Origin of the sequence: Cobetia sp. AM6, assembly GCF_009617955.1 — a bacterium.
GTDB lineage: Bacteria > Pseudomonadota > Gammaproteobacteria > Pseudomonadales > Halomonadaceae > Cobetia > Cobetia amphilecti.
Genome location: NZ_AP021868.1, coordinates 3,314,242 through 3,336,599 on the forward strand (window position 1 = coordinate 3,314,242; position 22,358 = coordinate 3,336,599).

The following is a 22,358-nucleotide window of genomic DNA, read 5'->3' on the forward strand; positions in this document are numbered from 1 at the left end:
GCTCATGACGCCAAGGCGCCAGGAGCCCATTGCTCCGTGCATGTTCCCGAACCGACAAGAGGCTGCCCATGCTTCCCTGGCTTCCCCCTGCCCCTGTCCGCTTTCCGCATGCTTCCACCGCCCTGAGCGAGCCCGACGGCCTGCTGTGTGCAGGGGGCGAACTCAGTCCCGAGTGGCTGCTGGCGGCCTACCCCCGCGGCATATTTCCCTGGTTCAGTCCGGGTGACCCCATCCTATGGTGGTCACCGGACCCACGCATGGTGCTCAAGCCAGAGGAAGTCCGTGTACGCCGCAGTCTGGCCAAGCGCCTGCGCAATGCAGGCCTGAGCTACAGTATCGACCGCGACTTTACCGGTGTGATCAATGCCTGTGCCAGCATTCCTCGCGATGGCCAGGCAGGCACGTGGATATTGCCAGAAATGCAGCAGGCCTACATCGCCCTGCATGCCATGGGACATGCCCACAGCGTTGAAGTCTGGCAGGGCGATTCTCTGGTGGGCGGCCTGTATGGCGTCGCCTGTGGACGCATCTTCTTCGGCGAGTCGATGTTCTCGCGCGTGCCCGATGCCTCGAAACTGGCGCTGGTGATCCTGTGCCAGGAATTGAAGGCACGGGATTTTCCGTTGATCGACTGTCAGATGCATACTCCGCACCTGGCAAGTCTTGGCGCCCGCAGCATCGCCCGCAGCGATTTCATCAGCTATCTTGACCAGTATGCCACTGGCCAAGGGCATGAGGGCAAGTGGTCACTGACATCCTGGCCCACGCAGCACGCCCGGGAATGATGGCCACGGCAATTCCAAGAGGGAGATGATGCAACGGTGAGCAGCAATACCCCCAAGCAACCGCAACGCGATCTGCGCTTCTTTCTGACGGTACCGCACGCCTGCAGCTATCTGGAAGGCCGCCAGGCGACCACGCTGTTTCTCGATCCGCAGGAAGCGCCCAATTCCGGTGTCTATGACGCCCTTGCCCTGCTCGGCTTTCGCCGCAGCGGCTCTCATCTCTATCGTCCGCATTGCGGTGATTGCCGTGCCTGCATTTCCGTACGCGTGCCGATCGCCGACTTCACGCCCAACCGCACCCAGAAGCGTCTGGTGCGTCGCAATGCCGACCTGGTCATCGAAGAGGGGCCGGCACTCTTCGACCCCGAGCATTATCGCCTGTACGCCCACTACATCCGCAGCCGTCATGCGGATGGCGACATGTTCCCGCCCAGTCATGAGCAGTATCGCACCTTCCTCACCTCCCGCGATGACTATGCCCGCCTGGTGAGCTTTCGCCTCGATGGCCGTCTGGTGGCCGTCGCCGCCATGGACCGCATGAGTCATGGCCTGTCCGCCATCTATACCTTCTACGATCCGGATGAGTCACTGAATCAGCGCTCGCTGGGGACCTACGCGGTGCTGTGGCAGATTGAGCAGGCACGCCGCGAAGGCCTGACCCACCTCTATCTGGGCTACTGGATCCGTGATTGCCGCAAGATGAACTACAAGCAGCATTTCCAGCCGCTCGAGTATCTGGATGGCAGCCACTGGCGGCGACGCATCCCGGCCAATCATACCGACAGTCATCTGCCACTGAGCCTGGTCAAGCAAGGCGCGTCAGTGACATCCGGCGAGTGACGCGCTGAGCTCATTGCATGGGCTCATTCCAAGGGCTCATTCCAAGGGCTCATTCCATAGGCTCTTTCGACACTCTCTCCAGGCGCCCTCTCGACGCAAGCGCTCTGACAACGCTAAGGTGACGCAACGCTCAGCTGGCTGGGCTCACCAGACAGCGCCGAGTGCCGACCAACCGCCTGCCGGGAGTTGCCCCGGCGCAAGATGCCGATTTTTATCTTCCTCCTGAGCTGCCCACAGGCGCTCAAGGAGCGTACAATCGCGCTTCGACTTTGCCTTGCCGCCGCCCTTACGGCACAATATCGCGTATCGAAGTCCCGAATCGGGCACTTTTTGTGCTGAGGCGGCTCGGAACTACCAGCAGTATTCCCTGTAATAAGTGAGGATCAGCCTATATGGCGCGTGAAGATCATATTGAAATGGAAGGCGTCATCGTCGACACCCTTCCGAACACCACTTTCCGTGTTGAACTGGAAAACGGCCACATCGTGACCGCTCACATCTCCGGCAAGATGCGCAAGAACTACATCCGCATCCTGACTGGCGACAAGGTCAAGGTTGAGCTGACTCCGTACGACCTGTCCAAGGGCCGTATCGTCTACCGTTCGCGCTAAGCACGGTCAGACTGCCCTGCCGGTTGCCATGCCATCGATCACTCTGCACGTCCTGGACCTGCATGCGATCATCATGACACCGGCTGGCTGAACCGGTCGTTCCCGGCATCTCAGGCACCAGCGTCACCTCCGCCTGAACCCTCCGCCCGGACCCGGAACGCATCGAGGTTGCAAGACTTGCCCTTCGCGGCGAGACACCCGCCACCTCGATGGCGTATGCCTGAGTATTCCGATGATGCCGCCTTGTCCCATGAATGCGTCTTGAGCCCGAACGCCAATCTGGTCTTCGCTCCCATTCAATGATGACAGGCGGCTCATCCCCGCTGGGCATCTTCTCCCCCAGTACGCATTCGCCTCCTCCAGTACTCATCCAACTCCCCGCCCTTCCCTTGAGGATGGCGAGCCCCTTGGCGTGCGCGCGCATCAGGCCTTGGGCGATCGACTCGACGCACGCCCAGTGCGGACAGCTTGCTGACTGACGGGCATAAAAAACGGCCAGTGCTTGAGCACTGACCGTTCATGTCGCCCCTTCAGGGCAGCAAGCTGAGCGTCAGATTACGCCATTTCCGCTTCCGTTTCCAGGTGCAGCTCGCCATTGTCGACCGTGACATGCACGATGCCGCCCGACTCGGATAGGTCGCCGAACAGGATCATCTCTGCCAGCGGTTTCTTGAGCTTCTCCTGAATCACGCGTGCCATAGGGCGAGCGCCCATCGCCGGGTCATACCCGAGAGTCGCCAGCAAGTCGCGCGCCTCATCAGCGACGTCCAGCTGCACGCGCTTCTCATCCAGCTGCGCCTGCAGTTCGACCAGGAACTTGTCGACCACATTGCGCACCACGGCGAGATCCAGCGCGCCGAACTGGATGATGCCATCCAGGCGGTTGCGGAATTCCGGCGAGAACGTCTTGCGGATGACTTCCATGGCGTCGGTGGAGTGATCCTGGTGCTTGAAGCCGATGGAGCGACGCGCCACCTGCTCGGCACCCGCATTGGAGGTCATCACCAGAATGACGTTGCGGAAGTCCGCTTCGCGACCGTTGTTGTCGGTCAGGCGGCCGTGGTCCATCACCTGCAGCAGCAGGTTGAAGACTTCCGGGTGTGCCTTCTCGATCTCATCCAGCAACAGCACGCAGTGCGGCTGCTTGGTGATGGCTTCGGTCAACAGACCACCCTGGTCATAACCGACGTAGCCCGGCGGTGCCCCGATGAGGCGCGAGACGGTGTGGCGCTCCATGTACTCGGACATGTCGAAGCGCACCAGCTCGATACCCATCAGCGCCGCCAGCTGACGAGCGACCTCGGTCTTGCCGACGCCTGTCGGGCCAGCGAACAGGAAGCTGCCCACCGGCTTGTCCGGCGCCTTGAGGCCAGCACGCGACAGCTTGATCGCCGCGGACAACCCGGTGATGGCGTCGTCCTGCCCGAACACCAGCATCTTGAGATCGCGCTCGAGATTGGACAGCAGCTTCTTGTCGGAGCTGGAGACCGTCTTCGGCGGAATGCGGGCGATGGAGGCGACGATCGCCTCGACCTGCTCGGTATCAATGGTATCGACGCGGATGCTCTCCGGCAGCAAGCGCTGGTGGGCACCGGCCTCGTCGATCACGTCGATGGCCTTGTCCGGCAGCTGACGGTCGTTGATGTAGCGGTCCGCCAGACGCACTGCCGTTTCCAGCGAAGCATCGGTGTACTTGATGGCATGGTGCTCCTCGAAGCGACCACGCAGCCCCTTGAGGATGCGGATGGTGTCATCCACCGACGGCTCCATGACATCGACCTTCTGGAAGCGACGCGCCAGGGCGCGGTCCTTCTCGAAGATGCCACGGAATTCCTGGAAGGTGGTGGAACCGATGCAACGCAGCTCGCCGGAAGACAGCAGCGGCTTGAGCAGGTTGGAGGCATCCATCACGCCACCGGACGCAGCACCCGCACCGATGACGGTGTGGATCTCGTCGATGAACAGAATCGAGTTCGGCTCCTTGCGCAGCTCCGCCAGCAGCGACTTGAGACGCTTCTCGAAGTCACCGCGGTACTTGGTGCCGGCCAGCAGCGCCCCGAGATCCAGCGAGTAGACCACGGCTTCCTTGATGACGTCCGGCACGTCCTCCTCGACGATGCGCTTGGCGAGACCTTCCGCGATGGCGGTCTTGCCGACACCGGCCTCACCGACCAGCAGCGGGTTGTTCTTGCGGCGACGCACCAGAATCTGCACCACGCGCTCGAGCTCGCCATCGCGGCCGATCAGCGGGTCGATCTTGCCCAGACGCGCCTGCTCGTTGAGGTTGGTGGCGTAGTTGGTCAGCGGGTTGTTGCCGCCCTCGCTGCTCGCCTCTTCGCTCTCTTCATTCTCGACCGACGCCTGGGGCGTCTGAGTGTGACCCGCGACCTTGGAGATGCCATGCGCGATGTAATTGACCGCATCCACACGCGCGACATTCTGCTGCTTGAGGAAGTAGACGGCCTGGCTTTCCTGCTCGGAGAAGATGGCCACCAGCACGTTGGCGCCGGTCACTTCACTCTTGCCGGAGGATTGCACGTGGAAGACGGCACGCTGCAGGACGCGCTGGAAGCCCAGCGTCGGCTGCGTCTCGCGGTCTTCCTGCTCTTCCGGAATCAGCGGGGTGGTGGAATTGATGAAGTCCTGAAGGTCGACTCGCAGCTTGTCCAGATTGGCACCACAGGCGCGCAGGACATCGGCAGCGGAGGCATTGTCCAGCAGTGCCAGCAGGAGGTGTTCCACGGTCATGAATTCGTGGCGTTTGGAACGTGCCACGGTGAAGGCCGTGTTCAGGGTCAGTTCAAGTTCTTTGCTCAACATGGCAAGTCCCCTCTAGGCCGCGTCTTGGACGGATCACTCCGCCCGGTCGATGTCGCACAGCAGCGGATGCTGGCACTCTCGAGCATATTGATTGACTTGGTGGCATTTCGTTTCCGCGATATCGCGACTGAAGATGCCACAGGTTCCTTTTCCCTGATGATGGACAGCGAGCATGATCTGTACTGCCTGCTCCTGATCCTTGTTGAAAAAGGTGGTCAGCACCTCCACGACGAAGTCCATCGGCGTGAAGTCATCATTGTGCAGAACGACCTTGTACATGGGCGGTGGAGCCAGTTCAGGCTCAGCGGTCTCGAATGCCAGATCACCTTCGTGGTCTTCCTGGTATCCGGGTTCCTGAGCCGACGGGGCCTGATTGCTGATCGACAGTGTCTCCAGAAAGGGAGGACTGCCGCGCGATGTCTCTGTCTTGAACATAAGGGGCTGATCCGGTGAACACAAGCCGTGACGAAGCAGATTGCCTCAACGCGCCGCGGAGAAGGTCAAGCGCTGCCACGTCGTCTCAATGTGGGTGTGATAAGGAAAAGATGGGGGCTTGTCGATCTGGTTGCAAGCTTTAGTCACGTACGTCCAGGCGTACACGTTCATGCCTTCATCGCGACGCTCTGACATGAATGCGGACATTTGCATGCATTTTCGCTCACATACGCGACAGACACCTCTCGACAGGCGTCGCCAACTGGCGACCCATTCAAGCGTCTCGCCGCTCAATGGAACCCGGAATGCTACCGCGCAGAACGCCCAGGAGTGGCAATCGTTGGCAGCAGACTGAGCGCGCGACCGAGAAGCTTCCATCTCAAACGCAAGAAGGCCCCCGGACATGTCCGGGGGCCTTCTGCTGAAACCTGTCACGCAACCTGATGCCTGGGCATCAGATCAACGCAGGGTCTCAGGCATCCATGTTGTCAGCAACAGCCTGACCGAACTCGGAGCACTTCAGCAGCTTGGCATCGTCCATCAGGCGATGGAAGTCATAGGTGACTTCGCCCTTGGCGATGGCCTTCTCGACGCCTTTCAGCACGAGATCAGCCGCTTCGACCCAACCCATGTGACGCAGCATCATCTCGGCAGAGAGGATGACGGAGCCCGGGTTGACCTTGTCCTGGCCAGCGTACTTCGGTGCAGTACCGTGAGTCGCTTCGAACATGGCGACGGTGTCGGACAGGTTGGCACCCGGCGCGATACCGATACCACCCACTTCCGCCGCCAGAGCGTCGGACAGGTAGTCACCGTTCAGGTTCAGGGTGGCGATGACGTCATATTCCGCCGGACGCAGCAGGATCTGCTGGAGCATGGCGTCAGCGATGACGTCCTTGACCACAATGTCCTTGCCGTTGTTCGGGTTCTTGAAGGTCATCCACGGGCCGCCATCCAGCAGCTCGCCGCCGAACTCGTCCTTGACGATTTCGTAGCCCCAGTCCTTGAAGGCACCTTCGGTGAACTTCATGATGTTGCCCTTGTGCACCAGGGTCAGCGACTCACGGTCGTTGTCGATGGTGTACTGGACAGCCTGACGGACCAGACGCTTGGTACCTTCTTCGGAGACCGGCTTGACGCCGATACCGCAGTTCTCCGGGAAGCGGATGTTGGTGACACCCATCTCTTCACGCAGGAACTTGATGACCTTGTCGGCTTCCGGCGTTCCCGCCTTCCATTCGACACCGGCATAGATGTCTTCGGAGTTTTCGCGGAAGATGACCATGTCGACGTCAGCCGGCTTCTTGACCGGGCTCGGCACACCAGTGAACCAGCGCACCGGGCGCAGGCAGGTGTACAGATCCAGCTTCTGACGCAGAGCGACGTTCAGGGAGCGAATACCACCGCCCACCGGAGTGGTCAGCGGACCCTTGATGGAAACGATGTAATCCTTGACAGCCTCGAGAGTCTCTTCCGGCAGCCAGGTGTCAGCATCATAAACGTGAGTGGCTTTTTCACCGGCGTAGACTTCCATCCAGTGAATCTTGCGCTCGCCGCCATAGGCCTTGTCGACAGCAGCGTCGATGGCAATCTTCATGGCCGGAGTCACGTCCACACCGATACCATCGCCTTCGATGAACGGGATGATCGGATTATTCGGAACGTTGAGGGTATTGTCGGAATTAGCGGTGATCTTGGCACCGCCTTCCGGGACGACAATCTTCTGGAACCCCATTGATAACTCCCCTGTCATGGATTCAGTGGAGGCGCGAGTATAGCACCCGTGCCGCTTCTCACAGTAGGCTTATACGGCAGCCGCGACAAAAGTCTAAACCATGTCTCTCATATATCTGCTTCACAAGCCTTACCGCGTCCTGACCCAGTTCACCGACCGCGATCAGGGCCGCCAGACACTCGCTGACTTCATCGACGTACCGGATGTCTATGCCGCCGGGCGCCTCGACTATGACTCCGAGGGACTGCTGCTGCTCACCAGTGATGGCGCACTCTCCCACCAGATCGCGCACCCGAAGAAGAAGCAGCCCAAGACCTACTGGGTACAGGTGGAAGGTGCCCCTGACGAGCAGGCCATCGCCGCGCTGCGTGCCGGTGTCGAACTCAAGGATGGCATGACGCGCCCAGCCAAAGTGCGGCGCATCGAGCCCCCCGAGTTGCCTGACAGGCAACCCCCTGTGCGCTTCCGTGCGAGCATTCCGACCCACTGGCTGGAGATCATCATCAGCGAAGGTCGCAATCGCCAGGTGCGCCGCATGACCGCCCACGTCGGCCTACCGACCCTGCGCTTGATCCGCGCGGCCATCGGGCCGTGGAAGCTCGACGGCCTTGCCCCCGGTGAATGGCGCAGCGAGGAAGTCGAGATGCCTGCGCCACCTCGTCGCGAGTCCCGCTCGCCACGCCACAAGGGCGCGACTGGCAAGCCGGGCGAGCGCCGCACCGGCAACGCTGGCCCCCGGGGCAGTGACAATAGAGGCAACAGCGCGGGCAAGAGCGGCAAGGGCTCAGGTCGGGGTTCCCGTCGGAGTTCTGGCCAGACTGAAGGCAAGGGTTCAGGCAAGACACCCGGCGCCCGCGCCCCCTCCCGTCGTCCCTCATCCCCCAAGAAAGGAAGGAAATCCTGATGGCTGCTCGCTGGACCCCGAATGTCACCGTCGCCTGCGTCGTCGAACGCGCCGGGCGCTACCTGATCGTCGAGGAAGACAAGGGCGGGCCCTGCACGGTGTTCAACCAGCCGGCCGGCCATCTCGAACCCCATGAGCGCATCATCGACGGCGTACAACGCGAAGTCCGCGAGGAAACCGCCTGGCGCATCCTGCTGACCGGCTATCTCGGCCTCTATGTGCATGTGGCCGAGGACGGCACCCACTTCCACTCCCACAGTTTCGAGGCCGCCGCCCTTGAGCACCTGTGCACGCCGCTGGACCCTGACATCGTCAGAACGCACTGGCTGTCGCTTGAGGAGATCGAGCAGCTCGAGGACATGGGTCGCCTGCGCAGCCCGCTGGTGACCCGGCGTATTCGCGACAGCCAACGTGGCAAGCGTTTCCCGCTGGATGTGCTGCACGATTGAGCGATTGCCCGCGCCGGAAGTCCGCCGCCGGGCGTGCTGTCGAGCGGCTCATCTGGCCCAGTGCGGCAGACGGCGCAGGCGGGGTGAATCCCACCCCCGCATTCAGGTATAATCCCGCCCATTCAAGCGGCGCCAGAATGACGGGTCTGCCGCCTCCCCTGTTTGTGACAACCCGCGGCCATGCGGGTGACGAGAGAACTGATGACCGCTGAAACCGGTACCGGAACCAAGGTCATCGTCGGCATGTCCGGCGGTGTCGACTCCTCCGTCTCTGCCCTGTTGTTGATGGAGCAGGGCTACCACGTCGAAGGCCTGTTCATGAAGAACTGGGACGAAGACGACGGTAGCGAATACTGCACCGCCCTCGAAGACCTGGCCGATGCCCAGGCCGTGTGCGACAAGCTCGGCATCAAGCTGCACACCGCCAACTTCGCCGCGGAGTACTGGGACAACGTCTTCGAGCACTTCCTGGCCGAGTACAAGGCCGGTCGCACGCCGAATCCCGACATCCTGTGCAACCGCGAGATCAAGTTCAAGGTCTTCCTCGAGTATGCCGAGATGCTGGGCGCCGAGCTGATCGCCACCGGTCACTACGTGCGTGGCGGCGTGCGTGACGGTCTTCCGCGCCTGCTCAAGGGCCTGGACACTAACAAGGACCAGAGCTACTTCCTGCATGCCGTGCCGCAGGCGGCCATCGCGCGCACCCTGTTCCCGGTCGGTGAGCTCGAGAAGCACGAAGTGCGCGCCATCGCCGAGAAGCATGAGCTGATCACCGCGCGCAAGAAGGATTCCACCGGCATCTGCTTCATCGGCGAGCGGCGTTTCGCCGACTTCCTCAAGCAGTACCTGCCCGCTCAGCCCGGCAAGATCGAGACCCCCGATGGCGATGTCATCGGCGAGCACATGGGCCTGATGTACTACACCCTCGGCCAGCGCCAGGGGCTGGGAATCGGTGGCCTCAAGCGCTATCCGGACGCGCCCTGGTTCGTGTGTGCCAAGGACCTGGAGCGCAACGTGCTGATCGCCGTGCAGGGCAAGCACCACGACCTGCTCTACACTCAGGCGTTGAGCACCGAATCCGTCGACTGGGTCGCGGGCGAGCCGCCGCAGACCGATGCCAATGGCGAGCTGCGCATTCGCTGCAAGAACCGCTATCGCCAGGAAGATCAGGCTGCGACCTTGATCGTCAATGACGGCCAGCGTGTCGAGGTGCGTTTCGATGAACCGCAACGCGCCGTCACGCCCGGCCAGTCCGCCGTCTTCTATCTCGGCGACATCTGTCTGGGCGGCGGCGTGATCGATGCCGCCTGGAAACTTCCGGCGGCGGACGCCAGCGCTTCCACCGCCCCGCTCTCTGGCCCCGAGGAGTCCGCCGCGCAATGACCAGCGTGCCGATCCGTCCCGTCACTGATACCACTACCCGCCAGGCACTTTCGCTGGCGGGCGTCTTCCAGGCAGCCGCGCTGGTCGATGAGCTGGCCCGCCACGGCCAGTGCGATGAGCGCGCCTGGGAAACCCTAGTCAATGCCACGCTGGATACCAATCCGGAAAGCTTCGAAGCCATCTACGGCGGGCACCATAACCGCCTGCGGCTCGGCATCGACACCGTCAGTGCGGTGATGGAACGTCGCCAGGTCTCGCCCGTGGTGATGCGTTACGGCTTCTCGCTGGTGATGCTGATGAGCAAGCTCAAGAAGGACCCGGACATGCTGGACAAGCTGGGCGCGGGCCTGACCCGCATCCAGGGCCAGGCCGAGCACTTCGGGCCGACCCACGAGAACGTGATCGCAAGTCTGGGCGAGCTTTACCAGCAGACCCTCTCCACCTTCCGCTACCGGATCGTGGTGCAGGGCGACCCCGGCCTGCTGCAGCAGCGCATGATGCCGGAACGCATCCGCTGCGCCCTACTGGCAGGCGTGCGCTTCGCGCTGCTGTGGGACCAGCAGGGTGGCCGTCGCTGGAAGCTGGTCTTCCAGCGCAGCGCGCTCAAGAAGTCATTGCAGCAGCTGGGCTGAGCCGAGCCCGCCTACGCGCTCGCGCCAGCGCCAGCGCGTCACCTGACGCACCAGATTCACACCCGAATTCGCTTCAACAACGCTGGGGCCCATCAACCGGGCTCCGAGACACTTGAACCGGCAGCGCATCATGTCCTGCCACCATCGGAAGATTCTCATCATGCAGCTGTCCGCCCTCACCGCCCTGTCTCCCGTCGATGGCCGCTATGGCGCCAAGACCGAGGCCCTGCGCGAGCACTTCAGTGAATTCGGCCTGATCCGTGCCCGCGTCATCGTCGAGGTGCGCTGGTTGCAACGCCTGGCCGCCCACGCCGAGATCGCTGAAGTGCCGGCCTTCTCCGCGGATGCCAACGCCGTGCTGGATAGCATCGTCAGTGAATTCAGTGTCGAGGATGCCCAGCGCATCAAGGACATCGAACGCACCACCAACCACGACGTGAAGGCGGTCGAGTACTTCCTGAAGGAAAAGGTCGAGGGCAACGCCGAACTCAACGCCGTCACCGAGTTCATCCACTTCGCCTGCACCAGTGAAGACATCAACAACCTGTCTCACGCCCTGATGCTGCGTGGCGGCCTGGACAACGTGCTGCTGCCGCAGATGCGTGAAGTGACCGAAGCGATCGTCGCACTGGCCCACCAGCACGCCGAACAGCCGATGCTGTCGCGCACCCACGGCCAGACTGCCAGCCCGACCACCCTCGGCAAGGAAATGGCCAACGTCGCCGCGCGTCTGCGTCGTCAGCTGGCGCAGATCGAACGCATCGAGATGCTCGGCAAGATCAACGGTGCCGTGGGCAACTACAACGCCCACCTGACCACCTATCCGGCCATCGACTGGGCGGCCAACGCCGAAACCTTCGTCGAGAGCCTCGGCCTGACCTTCAACCCGTACACCACCCAGATCGAGCCGCACGACTACATCGCCGAGCTGTTCGATGCCATCTGCCGCTTCAACACCATCCTGATCGACTTCGATCGTGACGTCTGGGGCTACATCTCGCTGGGTTACTTCAAGCAGCGTACCGTGGCCGGCGAGATCGGCTCCTCCACCATGCCGCACAAGGTCAACCCGATCGACTTCGAGAACTCCGAAGGCAATCTGGGCATCGCCAACGCCGTGCTGGGCCATCTGGCACAGAAGCTGCCGATCTCCCGCTGGCAGCGTGATCTGACCGACTCCACCGTGCTGCGCAACCTAGGCACCGGCCTGGCGCAGGGTCTGATCGCCTATCAGGCGACCCTGAAAGGCATCAGCAAGCTGGAAGCCAACCCGGAGCGCCTGAACGCCGATCTGGACAACAGCTGGGAAGTGCTGGCCGAGCCGATCCAGACCGTCATGCGTCGTTACGGCATCGAGAAACCCTACGAGAAGCTCAAGGAGCTGACCCGTGGCAAGCGTATCGACCAGGCCGGTTTCGCCGCCTTCATCGAGACGCTGGAACTGCCGGACGACGTCAAGACCGAGCTGAAGGCACTGAGCCCGGCCAGCTACATCGGTAACGCCATTGCACAGGCCAAGGCGCTCTAAGCGGCGCAGGTTCACTGCAAGTCTCAAGACGCCGGGGCCTCTGCTCCGGCGTCATACATTACGCATTACGCAGCACGCTGAACGACACACTGGATTCACGACCACTGACGCTCTCCGTCAGTGGGCACGACATGCCACGCTCTCAAGGCTAGGCATGGAACGCATCGCCGTCTGCCATCCGGCAACACGGCTTCAACGACGTCATCGCGAGACCGCCGCCCCCTGACAGGTTGCCGTTCGCGTTCGAGAGGTTCTGCATGAGCACATCCCCCGCCCCCCGCGACACCGACACGCCACTGGCACTGTTGGGCGGCCTGAGCATCCGTGAATTCCTGCGCGATTACTGGCAGCAGAAGCCGCTGCTGATCCGCGGAGCCTTCGCAGACTTCGAGACGCCGCTGGAAGCCGATGAACTGGCCGGTCTGGCCTGTGAAGATGGCATCGAAGCCCGTCTGGTCGAGGAAAACGGCCCGGACAAGGCCTGGCAGGTCAGCCACGGCCCCTTCGATGAGGCGACCTTCGCGCGTCTCGACGCCAAGGACGACAGCCAGTGGAGCCTGCTGGTACAGGCGGTGGACCATTACGTCCCCGACGTCGCCGCGCTGTTCGAGCCCTTCACCTTCCTGCCGCGCTGGCGCCTCGATGACATCATGATCAGCTACGCGCCGACCGGCGGCAGCGTCGGCCCGCACCTGGACAACTACGATGTCTTCCTGCTGCAGGCCCAGGGCCAGCGTCATTGGCAGCTGGGCGGCATGCACGGTGACGACGCCGAGATCATCGATGGCATCGACCTGCGCATCCTCAAGCACTTCGAGGTCACTCCGGGCGAGGACTGGGTGCTGGAACCCGGCGACATGCTCTACGTGCCGCCGCGCCTGGCGCACCACGGTGTCAGCCAGTCCGATGACTGCATGACCATCTCCGTCGGCTTCCGTGCGCCTTCCGCCGATGAAGTCGTCACCTCCTACGCCGACTATCTGGGTGCCAGCCTGCCGGAATCGCTGCGCTACCGTGACCAGGGCATGGCACCGGTCGCCAATGCCGGTGAGCTGGACGACGCCTCGCTCGAGCGCGTGCGTGAATTGCTGCTCAGCACGCTGGACAACCCGACCCAGCTGGCGCAGTGGTTCGGTCGCTACATGACCCAGCCCAAGTATCTGGAGCAGCTCGCCGCCCGCGAGCCGGCCCTCAAGACCCATGAGCTGGTCGAGTATCTGGAAGATGAAGGCGTACTGGTGCGCTCCCTGGGCTCACGCTTCGCCTTCCGTCACGGCGAGAATGGCACCAGCACGCTGTTCGTCGATGGCGATGGCATCCTGGCCCCTCAGCTGCTGGCGGAAGCACTGGCCTCCGATCAGCGCCTCACGGCGGTGTTGCTTGACTACACCACGGCAGACCTTGATCGCAGTGCCGTGGTCAGCCTGCTGACGGCGCTGATCAACCGCGGCAGCCTGATACTGGAATGTGACCTTCAGGACGAAGAGGACGATGAAGAATGAGTGACGCCATGATCAGCCTGGAACGGGGCGACTGGCAGACGTTGGGCAACGAGGCCAGCGAGATCCGCCGCGTCGTGTTCATCGAGGAACAGCAGGTGCCGCAGAATGAGGAGTGGGACGGGCGCGATGACGCCTGCGAACACTTCCTCGTGCATCTGGATGGCCGCACCGTCGGCACGGCCCGTCTGTTGCCGGACGGCCATGTCGGCCGCGTCGCCATCCTCTCCGAAGCACGCGGACTGGGGCTTGGCCAACGCCTGATGGAAGCGGTCATCCATGCTGCGCGCCAGGCTGGTCATGCTGAAGTGCTACTGGATGCTCAGACCCATGCGCTGGAATTCTATCAACGCCTCGGCTTCACGGCTTACGGCGACGAGTTTCTCGATGCCGGCATACCGCACCGCAGCATGCGCTTGATTCTGAACTGAATTTTAGCGTCCGCCTTACAAAAACCGGCCCCATTTGGGGCCGGTTTTTTTGTGCCTTGAAGTTTCTTGTAGTCTGGCTACAACCCGCTCCTTGACCAAGTCATCATTCCCCAAGGCCCATGGATACTGACATCATGACGTCATTGAGAAATATTAAAACGACTGTTTGTCGACAGGAATTCCACAACGTTGAAACTGGTATAAAACGATCGTTTTAATGCGACCAAGGAATGAAAGACAGCACTCAATTTCGGAGCGATGCTAGAGATCAGGTCATTTACGCTGCACTGCGACATGACACGCTGCCCGACCCGGCACCGCCTTCAGGAGATTCGCCCATGCTCACCTCAGACTCACGAACGCAGACCACCCTGATGGGCGGTAGAGGTGACCAGGTACTCGGGCAGCCTGAGGATGCCGCTCTGGCCGAGCAATGGCACAACGCCGAGATCCGCACGCGGATTCTCAAGCTGGCACGTCCCCTCAAGGACCTGCTGCCACCGCAGACAGCGGAGTCGGTGGCGGCACAGGCGCAGACGATCTGCCATCTGAGTCGCGACCAGCGCTGGCAGCTTCCCGGCGAGCAGTGGCAACTGCGCTCACAGGGCAGCGGCTGGCAGCTGAAGTGCAATGGGAAGCTGAAGTGCAGTGTGCAGCCGGCAACCGCAGGCGAGACGCAGGACGCGCCTGACCAGCTGGCGCTTGCCGGACTCACCGATGGCGTGACGGGGATGCAGCTGGGCAACCGCCCGCTCCCCCGGGCCCTCTGGACCCTGGCCGCCGCGCGGCATCGCGGCGAACGTCATTCGGTGCTGGCCATTGCCCAGATCAGCAGCGTGCGCGAAGCGCTGTGCTGGGGAGAGCTGATCTCACGGCTGCGCGCGCCGGACGGCAGGCCACCACGCATCGCCCTCACCCTCAGCCACTGCACGTTACCCACGCTGGAAGCCAGCCTGTACTTCCTGATGCCCTGGTTGGACAGCATCACGCTGACAGCGGCACCCGGCCTGGAAACTGCCTGCCTTGGCGTGATCAAGGCTCGCTTCAGACTTGCTGAGCCAGCGGAGCTCGACAACGCCACCGACGACGCCTTCTGTCGCACGGCGTGACTCCACTGGTAACGCCTGAAAGATCAATAACAACAACAAACTGTCATGCAGCAACTCAAGACGCAGAGCACCGACACTCCCATTTCACGCGTCGCTCTCGCGTCGACCGCCAGACGAAAGACAAGTGAACAGACACAAGACACAGACAACACGCCAGGGGCTGAGCCCCGACGACGAAGCCATCAGGAGATGCCACCATGAGTCACACACGTGCCGATCAGATTGCCGCGCTCGAAAAGGACTGGGCCGAGAATCCGCGCTGGAAAGGGGTCACTCGCCCCTATTCCGCCGAGGATGTGGTGCGCCTGCGCGGCTCCGTTCCGGAAGCCAATACTCTGGCGACCCGCGGTGCAGAGAAGCTCTGGAAACTGGTCAATGGTGATGCCAGGAAGGGCTACGTCAACTGTCTGGGCGCCCTGACCGGTGGCCAGGCCATGCAACAGGTGAAGGCCGGTATCGAGGCCATCTACCTGTCCGGCTGGCAGGTCGCCGCCGACAACAACACCAGTGAAGCCATGTACCCGGATCAGTCGCTCTACCCGGTGGATTCCGTGCCGACCGTGGTCAAGCGCATCAACAACACCTTCCGCCGCGCCGACCAGATCCAGTGGCAGAAAGGGGCCAATCCGGGCGATGCCGGCTTCGTCGATTACTTCGCGCCTATCGTGGCGGATGCCGAGGCCGGTTTCGGTGGCGTGCTCAACGGCTACGAGCTGATGACCGCCATGATCCGTGCGGGTGCCTCCGGCGTGCACTTCGAGGACCAGCTGGCCTCGGTCAAGAAGTGTGGCCACATGGGCGGCAAGGTACTGGTGCCGACCCAGGAAGCGGTGCAGAAGCTGGTGGCCGCTCGCCTGGCTGCCGACGTGGCGGGTGTCCCGACCCTGGTCATCGCACGTACCGATGCCAATGCCGCTGACCTGATCACCTCCGATGTCGACGACTACGACAAGCCGTTCCTGACCGGTGAGCGCTCCGACGAAGGCTTCTATCGCGTCAAGGCCGGTCTGGATCAAGCCATTGCCCGCGGCCTGGCCTACGCGCCCTACTCCGACCTGATCTGGTGTGAAACCGCCAAGCCGGACCTCGAGGAGGCGCGCCGCTTCGCCGAAGCGATCAAGAAGGAATACCCGGACCAGCTGCTGGCCTACAACTGCTCGCCTTCCTTCAACTGGAAGAAGAACCTCGACGACGCCACCATCGCCAAGTTCCAGCAGGAACTGTCGGACATGGGCTACAAGTACCAGTTCATCACCCTGGCCGGTATCCACAACATGTGGTTCAACATGTTCGATCTTGCCTACGACTATGCGCAGGGCGAAGGCATGAAGCACTACGTCGAGAAGGTGCAGGAAGCCGAATTCGCCGCAGCCGAGAAGGGCTACACCTTCGTGGCGCACCAGCAGGAAGTCGGCACCGGTTACTTCGATGACATGACCAACGTCATTCAGGGCGGCAACTCCTCCGTCACCGCGCTGACGGGCTCCACGGAAGAAGACCAGTTCTAGGCCGCTGATTATCGCGGCATGACACCTAGACATGGCACCTCGCAATGACCGGATTGCGCGAGGTGCCAATCCAACAGACTGACCGAAGCCCGCTCACGCGGGCTTTTTCGTGCTTTACGCCTTGAATTCCCGCCGTGGATGCCAACCCACGTCGACGGATGCCCTGCCGCTGACATTTACGCGTCATGGCTCAAGAAGAAGTGCTCACGCGGAAGTGCTTACGTGGCAGCACTCATGCGCCGATACTCACGTGGTCGGTACTCACGTGGTAGCACTCACGCGACAGGGAAGTGCGGAAGTTGCGTCACCTCAGCGTTTCAGGTCGGGAACCCGTCATGGTCGACGTGGTCTATAATGTTAAGAAACAGTGTTCTCGCACGCCCGTCGTGACAAGAACCTGCTGGCGGCCCAAGGAAGTGATCGCCTACCTGAGCCTTGCTCTCTCAGCACTCAGCATTCTCCATCACAACCTCAAGCTGCACCGCATCATGCGAGGAGACACACCATGACACTCTCACTGACTCACAAACGATCGACTGGCGCACGCCGCTGGCTGCCCGTGATCGCACTCGGCGTGCTGACGCTTGGCGGCTGCGCGAACAGCGACATCTATTCCGGCAACGTCTACACCGGCGATCAGGCCAAGCGCGCACAGTCCGTCAGCTACGGCACCATCACCTCGCTGCGCCCGGTGCAGATCCAGGCACAGGATGAAGGCAGCGGCGTGCTCGGTGGCCTGGGTGGTGCGGTCGTCGGCGGCCTGCTCGGCAGCCAGATCGGCGGCGGCTCCGGTCGTGCGATCGCCACTGCCGCGGGTGCCATCGGCGGCAGCGTGGCCGGCAAGTCGATCGCTGACAATGTCGACCAGATCGACGCCTACGAGATTGAAGTCCGCCGCGATGCCGGCGACAGCCTCATCGTCGTCCAGAAAGCCGACACCGCCTTCTCGGTTGGCCAACGTGTCCGCCTGGTCGGCTACGGCGCCAACCTGAGCGTCGCGCCTTACTGAGCCTCTCGATGGCTGGCGCTCCCTTGCCGGGGCGCCAGCCGCTTTGTTTCTGCGCCCTTCAGCGGCGCCTGTCGCAGCCCTGCGCGGGTAACGCCGCCACGCTCTCCCCCATCTCGCCTGGCTCACGCATCCCCGCCTCTCTCGCGTCTCTCGCCTCTCTCGCGTTTCTCACACCTCTCGCGCTCCTGCATCTCCCACACGCCCCCCCCCCCTCGCTTCGCATACCCTCCCTCGATCTCACACCGGCACGGCTCGCTGCCGTGGGGATAGGCAGACTGCCTATTGATTAACAGGCTATGAAATCGGGAATTTTTGTGCAAAGTTATACGCCTGCAGCCTAACTTGACTCTGTACACAACTACCCGTCCCAGGAGTTGCGATGCGTCCCGTCACTGCCCGTCCGCCAGGTTCTCGCCCAGGCACCCGCAAGTTGTCTTGTGTCACGTCATCTTCAAGCAACGATCCCCGCGCTTATCCCAGTCCAGTCAATGACAGTCCCGGCGGTACCGCCGCCTCAAGCCACGCCCCGCAGATGGCGCCGGCCTTCTCGACCCGGCGCCTGGGCATGGCATTGATCATGCTGGGCGCGGTGGCATTGGCCCCCATGGTGGAGGCAGCCGAGGACGAGGGTGGCGTGCTGTCATTGAAGGTCGAGAACGACATTCTCACCTCCGGCGATGATGGCCATTACACCAACGGCTTTGCGCTGAGCTACACCTTCAAGACACCAGAGCAGCACTGGTCACGCTCATTCGCGGACTGGGTGCCCGGCTTCAGCGCGGCGCGACTGGACGCCACGGCCTACCGCTTCGGACAGCAGATCTATACCCCCAATGACATCAAGCGAGAGCAACCGGATCAGGATGACCGCCCCTACGCGGGCTACCTGTTCGGTGGCGTCTCGCTGTTCGCCGGTGAAGAGGGAGATGACTGGCGACGGGTGGACACCTTCAATCTGGATCTCGGCATCGTCGGCCCGGCCTCGGGCGCCAAGGATGCTCAGAAGGCGGTGCACAAGCTGACCGGCAGTGATGAGCCGGAGGGTTGGGATCACCAGCTGCACAACGAGCCGGTGATCAGCACCGGCTGGCAGACGCAGCTATGGCTGCCGGCCAGGGCCGCAGGGCTGGAGGTGGAGTACGGCCCCTCGGCTTCCGTGGCGCTGGGCAATCTCTACACCTATGCGGGCGTCGGTGGCGGGGTACGCGTCGGCCAGGGGCTGACCCGCAGCTACGGGATACCGACAGTGGCGCCGGCCCAGGGCGGCCGACAGTACTTCCATCCCGACGGCGATTTCGCCTGGTACCTGTTCGCCAATATCGAGGGCCGCGCGATGGCCTACAACATGCTGCTGGATGGCAATGGCTTCGAGGACAGCGCCTCGGTGGACCGTCGTCCGCTGGTCGGCGACCTGCAGCTGGGCTTCGCACTCAGCTGGCAACGCTGGCAACTGGCGTTCGTCAACGTGTGGCGCACCCACGAATTCGAGACGCAGCAGGAGAGCGATCAATTCGGCTCGTTGACGCTCTCGACCTGGCTATGACTCGGCGCTGAGCTGCAGGCGGCACTGACAAGACGCGCTGGATAAGCAGAGCCTGATGAGAAGTGTCTGATGAGAAAAGTCTGATGAGAAAAGTCTGATGAGAAAAGTCTGATGAGCAGAAACAGAAAGGCCGGGCAGATAGCCCGGCCTTTCTGTCTGCGGGAAACGTCATGCTTCCCGGAAGGTTGCTGCTGGTGAGATCAGTGCATCTTGACCTTGCTCATGCCCCAGCAGATCAGCTTGCCGCCGATCAGAACGATCAGCGCCAGCACGATCAATGCCATCAGCATGGAGACGGGATTGACGATGAAGGTCGCACCCAGGATACCCAGGGCCACGCCCCAGACGTAGCGGTCACCGCTATCGATGCTCAGAGCCTCCGGCAGGACACGCTTGACGGTGGCACCCAGCGAGCCTTCCCAGCGGTTCAAGCACAGCATGAAGATCGCAGCGAAGCTCACCAGCCAGATCAATGTCACGGTCATCGAAATTCTCTCCTGAAAAATAGGGTCGCATGGCGCCTGAGTTGTCATTTCCCGTCAGGCGACGGGACAGAGTGTGCAGAGCGAGGCCACCTCGGGCCGCGCGTCAGAATCCGCAATATCCGAGTAGGCAGAGTAACCAGACCCTGTGGCCCTCGCAAGCCATCGCCCCAACCTTGTCTGGCCGCCAGCAGCAAGGCCGCTGTGCGCTGACAGGGCAACCCCGCCAGACACCTGATAATCCAACCGTTTTGCCCCTTTCTTCACCGATGGCGTCGGGGGTGAGAAAAAACCCTGTTTCAGGGTTGAAATGTACGCCTGCGAGCGTCACCTATACTTTCAAGACAAGGTAACGTGCGCTGGATTGCCTCTCAGGCAATGTCATCAGCGGGCCAGGAGCCACGTGATACGCGGCTTTTTTCCAGTTTCCCCCCTGACAGTCACCTCAGGGGCACGTTACCATTGACGTTCATATACCTATCGAAAGGCTCTCATCATGCAAATCGCCCAGAATGCCGTCGTATCCTTCCACTACACCCTGACCAACAACGAAGGGGAAGTGCTGGATAGCTCCGAAGGTCGCGAGCCGCTGGCCTACATCCACGGCGCTGGCAACATCGTCCCGGGCCTCGAGAAGGAACTCGACGGCAAGACTTCCGGCGACGAGCTGAAAGTTGCCGTCTCTCCGGAAGAAGGTTACGGCGAAGTCCAGGAAGCCCTGGTCCAGGAAGTGCCGCGTGAAGCCTTCCAGGGTGTCGAAGACATCGAAGCTGGCATGCAGTTCCAGGCACAGACTCAGGGCGGCCCGCTGATGGTCACCGTCACCAAGGTCGAAGGCGACACTGTCACTGTCGATGGCAACCACCCGCTGGCCGGCGAAACCCTGAACTTCGACGTGCAGATCACCAACGTGCGTGAAGCTTCTGCCGAAGAGCTGGAACACGGCCACGTTCACGGCGAAGGCGGCGTGGAGCACTAAGCTCCGCCTCTTCCCTCATCCGGGGCGATGCCTCAGATGAGCGCCTCCCACACTGTGGGAGGCCGGAACCGAAAGCCCCGCGACTGAGTCATCAGTCGCGGGGCTTTTTCGTGTCTGGCTTCGTGTCGGCCTGACTGGCTTGGCGCGCTTGTCAGACTGGCTCAGCCCTCTCTTCACAGCCCTGATCACTCATGATTCCGGATCAGGCACCGCAGCTGGGCGGCGTGGCATCGCTGGAAAGGCTCAGACCACGAAACAGCGCCGTGGCATCACCGCCGGCATTGTCACCGTCAGCCATCAGCGCAAGCCCGGCAATCTCGCTCGGCGTGCTGCCAAACAGTGACGCGTAATCAGCCCGCAGATCACGCACCTCCGCCACCCACTGCCCCACCTTCTCATCGCCGGATTCAACGGCCAGCAGCACGGCACGATCCGTGAAGGCATTGTCCCAATGGCTGCCTTTGGCTTCATTGCTGGACCAGACGTAATTGATGGCCTCGACCTGCCACGGCAGGATGCCGGTCTTGTTGACCACGTAGAGACGCGCCGGATAGTCGTCGCCGCCCTTGGTCTTCTCGTTCACGCCCGGGTAGATGCCATCCACCTGCCAGCACCATTTCAGATAGGGCGTCTCTTCAAGCGAGATATCCTGCTCCAGATAGCGCGCGGACGCCTTGCCCCGGGCGCGCGCCTCGAGCGCAGGCCTGCCGTCGCGCTCCACCACGCGATAGGCCGTCTGGCCTTCGAAGGTTTTCTCGCCCCAGGCAAGAATCTGCGCAGGCGAGAAGGACTTGTCAGCCGCGTGGGCCACCGAGGGCATTAGCGCCGTCAGCAGACCGCTGGAGGTGACTGCCGCGAACAGGGGCAGGAATGATGGTAACTGACGGGAAGCAATCTTCATTGGCAGGACTCCGAGGCGCCCGAGCAAGGCAAGTGAGCAAGGCGAGTGAGAAAGGTAACGAGCCGTATCATCAGCAAGGCCAGGTTCGCAGCGCATCAACTCTGGTCGGTGCTGTGATGCTCATTCTGATCCTGGGCTCGCAAGGTGACATACCCTCCCCATACGCGCGTCAGCGTGGTCAGGATGCATGCCGCGGCGAAGATCCATGCCAACCACGCGAAATACTGTGGCATCAGGCAGGCCAGCACGAAGAAGGCGATGGTCTCGGTGCCCTCGGTCAGGCCATCCAGATAATAGAAGGCCTTGCGCGTGAAATTGGGTCGCTCCAGCTGATGCTTGGCCGCCATGATGGCAAAGGCCAGAAAGCTCGAGCCCGTGCCGACGAAGGCGAACAGCAATGCCACCGCCGCCATCGCATTGGCACCAGGGTCGGCCAGAGCGAAGCCCACCACCACGGCGGCGTAGAACAGGAAATCGAGACAGATATCCAGAAAGCCACCGGCATCGGAGCTCAGGCCGGCGTGCCGCGCCAGCGCGCCATCCAGCCCGTCCACCACCCGATTGATCAGGATCGCGATCAGCGCGAGCCCGAAATGCCCATAAGCCAGCAACGGCAACGCCAGCATGCCGATGGCGAAGCCCGCGAGGGTCAGCTGATCCGGATGCAGATCGCGCGCCGCCGCACTTTTCGCAAGACGTTTCAGAGGCGGCTGTACCCAGCGTGAGGTCCACTTGTCCAGCATGTTGCATCTACTCCCATGAAGTCGTTGAGGTC

General features: G+C 62.2%; 22 protein-coding genes. 16 read left to right on the top strand and 6 right to left on the bottom strand.

The window, feature by feature from the left end; translation table 11 throughout:
* Positions 1–68 precede the first annotated feature (68 nt).
* From aat to infA, 3 genes are all read left to right on the top strand, one after another.
* Positions 69–785, top strand: a complete 717-nt coding sequence (gene aat / locus CLAM6_RS13920; protein ID WP_043333849.1) for a leucyl/phenylalanyl-tRNA--protein transferase — start codon at positions 69–71, stop codon at positions 783–785.
* Between the two features lie 36 nt (positions 786–821).
* On the top strand, positions 822–1,625 hold the full coding sequence (locus tag CLAM6_RS13925) for an arginyltransferase (protein WP_054555616.1): 804 nt from the start codon (positions 822–824) through the stop codon (positions 1,623–1,625).
* Positions 1,626–2,017: 392 nt separating this feature from the next.
* On the top strand, positions 2,018–2,236 hold the full coding sequence (infA, locus tag CLAM6_RS13930; RefSeq protein WP_024953359.1) for a translation initiation factor IF-1: 219 nt from the start codon (positions 2,018–2,020) through the stop codon (positions 2,234–2,236).
* A gap of 555 nt (positions 2,237–2,791) precedes the next feature.
* Here the strand turns inward: infA and clpA are convergent.
* The 3 genes from clpA to icd form a co-directional block, all read right to left on the bottom strand.
* A complete protein-coding gene (gene clpA / locus CLAM6_RS13935) occupies positions 2,792–5,056 on the bottom strand; it encodes an ATP-dependent Clp protease ATP-binding subunit ClpA (protein WP_043333850.1) in 2,265 nt (754 codons plus the stop codon).
* A gap of 33 nt (positions 5,057–5,089) precedes the next feature.
* Positions 5,090–5,491, bottom strand: a complete 402-nt coding sequence (gene clpS, locus CLAM6_RS13940; protein WP_082388342.1) for an ATP-dependent Clp protease adapter ClpS — start codon at positions 5,489–5,491, stop codon at positions 5,090–5,092.
* Positions 5,492–5,963: 472 nt separating this feature from the next.
* Complete coding sequence (gene icd / locus CLAM6_RS13945; RefSeq protein WP_043333852.1) at positions 5,964–7,226, bottom strand: NADP-dependent isocitrate dehydrogenase; 1,263 nt, start codon at positions 7,224–7,226, stop codon at positions 5,964–5,966.
* A 100-nt stretch (positions 7,227–7,326) separates the two neighbouring features.
* Between icd and CLAM6_RS13950 the strand changes: the two genes are divergently transcribed.
* From CLAM6_RS13950 to CLAM6_RS14005, 12 genes are all read left to right on the top strand, one after another.
* Positions 7,327–8,130 (top strand): pseudouridine synthase, encoded by an 804-nt coding sequence (locus tag CLAM6_RS13950; protein ID WP_153636424.1) that lies wholly within the window; start codon positions 7,327–7,329, stop codon positions 8,128–8,130.
* Positions 8,130–8,579, top strand: coding sequence for an NUDIX domain-containing protein (locus CLAM6_RS13955; protein WP_043333853.1), 450 nt, complete (start codon positions 8,130–8,132; stop codon positions 8,577–8,579). Before CLAM6_RS13950 ends, CLAM6_RS13955 begins: the two co-directional genes overlap by 1 nt.
* A gap of 201 nt (positions 8,580–8,780) precedes the next feature.
* Entirely contained in the window at positions 8,781–9,962 is a 1,182-nt protein-coding gene (mnmA, locus tag CLAM6_RS13960) for a tRNA 2-thiouridine(34) synthase MnmA (protein ID WP_054555617.1), read from the top strand.
* Complete coding sequence (hflD, locus tag CLAM6_RS13965) at positions 9,959–10,594, top strand: high frequency lysogenization protein HflD (RefSeq protein WP_043333854.1); 636 nt, start codon at positions 9,959–9,961, stop codon at positions 10,592–10,594. Before mnmA ends, hflD begins: the two co-directional genes overlap by 4 nt.
* 160 nt (positions 10,595–10,754) lie before the next feature.
* The gene (gene purB, locus CLAM6_RS13970) at positions 10,755–12,122 is read left to right on the top strand and encodes an adenylosuccinate lyase (RefSeq protein WP_153636425.1); all 1,368 of its coding nucleotides are present in this window, start codon (positions 10,755–10,757) and stop codon (positions 12,120–12,122) included.
* 257 nt (positions 12,123–12,379) lie between these two features.
* The gene (locus tag CLAM6_RS13975; protein WP_153636426.1) at positions 12,380–13,624 is read left to right on the top strand and encodes a cupin domain-containing protein; all 1,245 of its coding nucleotides are present in this window, start codon (positions 12,380–12,382) and stop codon (positions 13,622–13,624) included.
* Positions 13,621–14,052: a GNAT family N-acetyltransferase gene (locus CLAM6_RS13980; protein WP_153636427.1), complete on the top strand. Its 432-nt coding sequence runs from the start codon at positions 13,621–13,623 to the stop codon at positions 14,050–14,052. Before CLAM6_RS13975 ends, CLAM6_RS13980 begins: the two co-directional genes overlap by 4 nt.
* 338 nt (positions 14,053–14,390) lie before the next feature.
* Positions 14,391–15,161 carry a hypothetical protein gene (locus CLAM6_RS13985; protein WP_153636428.1) on the top strand — a complete coding sequence of 257 codons (771 nt, stop codon included), beginning with the start codon at positions 14,391–14,393 and terminating at the stop codon, positions 15,159–15,161.
* A 197-nt stretch (positions 15,162–15,358) separates the two neighbouring features.
* Positions 15,359–16,669: an isocitrate lyase gene (gene aceA / locus CLAM6_RS13990; RefSeq protein ID WP_153636429.1), complete on the top strand. Its 1,311-nt coding sequence runs from the start codon at positions 15,359–15,361 to the stop codon at positions 16,667–16,669.
* Positions 16,670–17,004: 335 nt separating this feature from the next.
* The gene (locus tag CLAM6_RS13995; RefSeq protein WP_153636430.1) at positions 17,005–17,178 is read left to right on the top strand and encodes a hypothetical protein; all 174 of its coding nucleotides are present in this window, start codon (positions 17,005–17,007) and stop codon (positions 17,176–17,178) included.
* Positions 17,175–17,678, top strand: coding sequence for a glycine zipper 2TM domain-containing protein (locus CLAM6_RS14000; RefSeq protein ID WP_052384587.1), 504 nt, complete (start codon positions 17,175–17,177; stop codon positions 17,676–17,678). Before CLAM6_RS13995 ends, CLAM6_RS14000 begins: the two co-directional genes overlap by 4 nt.
* Positions 17,679–18,243: 565 nt before the next feature.
* Positions 18,244–19,221, top strand: a complete 978-nt coding sequence (locus tag CLAM6_RS14005) for a lipid A deacylase LpxR family protein (RefSeq protein ID WP_153636431.1) — start codon at positions 18,244–18,246, stop codon at positions 19,219–19,221.
* Positions 19,222–19,421: 200 nt separating this feature from the next.
* Here CLAM6_RS14005 and CLAM6_RS14010 read toward each other — a convergent pair whose 3' ends face one another.
* Complete coding sequence (locus CLAM6_RS14010; RefSeq protein ID WP_043333859.1) at positions 19,422–19,706, bottom strand: hypothetical protein; 285 nt, start codon at positions 19,704–19,706, stop codon at positions 19,422–19,424.
* A gap of 493 nt (positions 19,707–20,199) precedes the next feature.
* On the opposite strand from CLAM6_RS14010, the gene CLAM6_RS14015 reads away from it, so the two are divergent.
* The gene (locus CLAM6_RS14015; protein WP_043333860.1) at positions 20,200–20,682 is read left to right on the top strand and encodes an FKBP-type peptidyl-prolyl cis-trans isomerase; all 483 of its coding nucleotides are present in this window, start codon (positions 20,200–20,202) and stop codon (positions 20,680–20,682) included.
* A gap of 202 nt (positions 20,683–20,884) precedes the next feature.
* Here CLAM6_RS14015 and CLAM6_RS14020 read toward each other — a convergent pair whose 3' ends face one another.
* Together CLAM6_RS14020 and CLAM6_RS14025 are read right to left on the bottom strand one after the other, a co-directional pair.
* A complete protein-coding gene (locus CLAM6_RS14020) occupies positions 20,885–21,583 on the bottom strand; it encodes a DUF3047 domain-containing protein (protein WP_153636432.1) in 699 nt (232 codons plus the stop codon).
* A gap of 95 nt (positions 21,584–21,678) precedes the next feature.
* Positions 21,679–22,326, bottom strand: a complete 648-nt coding sequence (locus tag CLAM6_RS14025) for a CDP-alcohol phosphatidyltransferase family protein (protein ID WP_153636433.1) — start codon at positions 22,324–22,326, stop codon at positions 21,679–21,681.
* Positions 22,327–22,358: the final 32 nt, after the last annotated feature.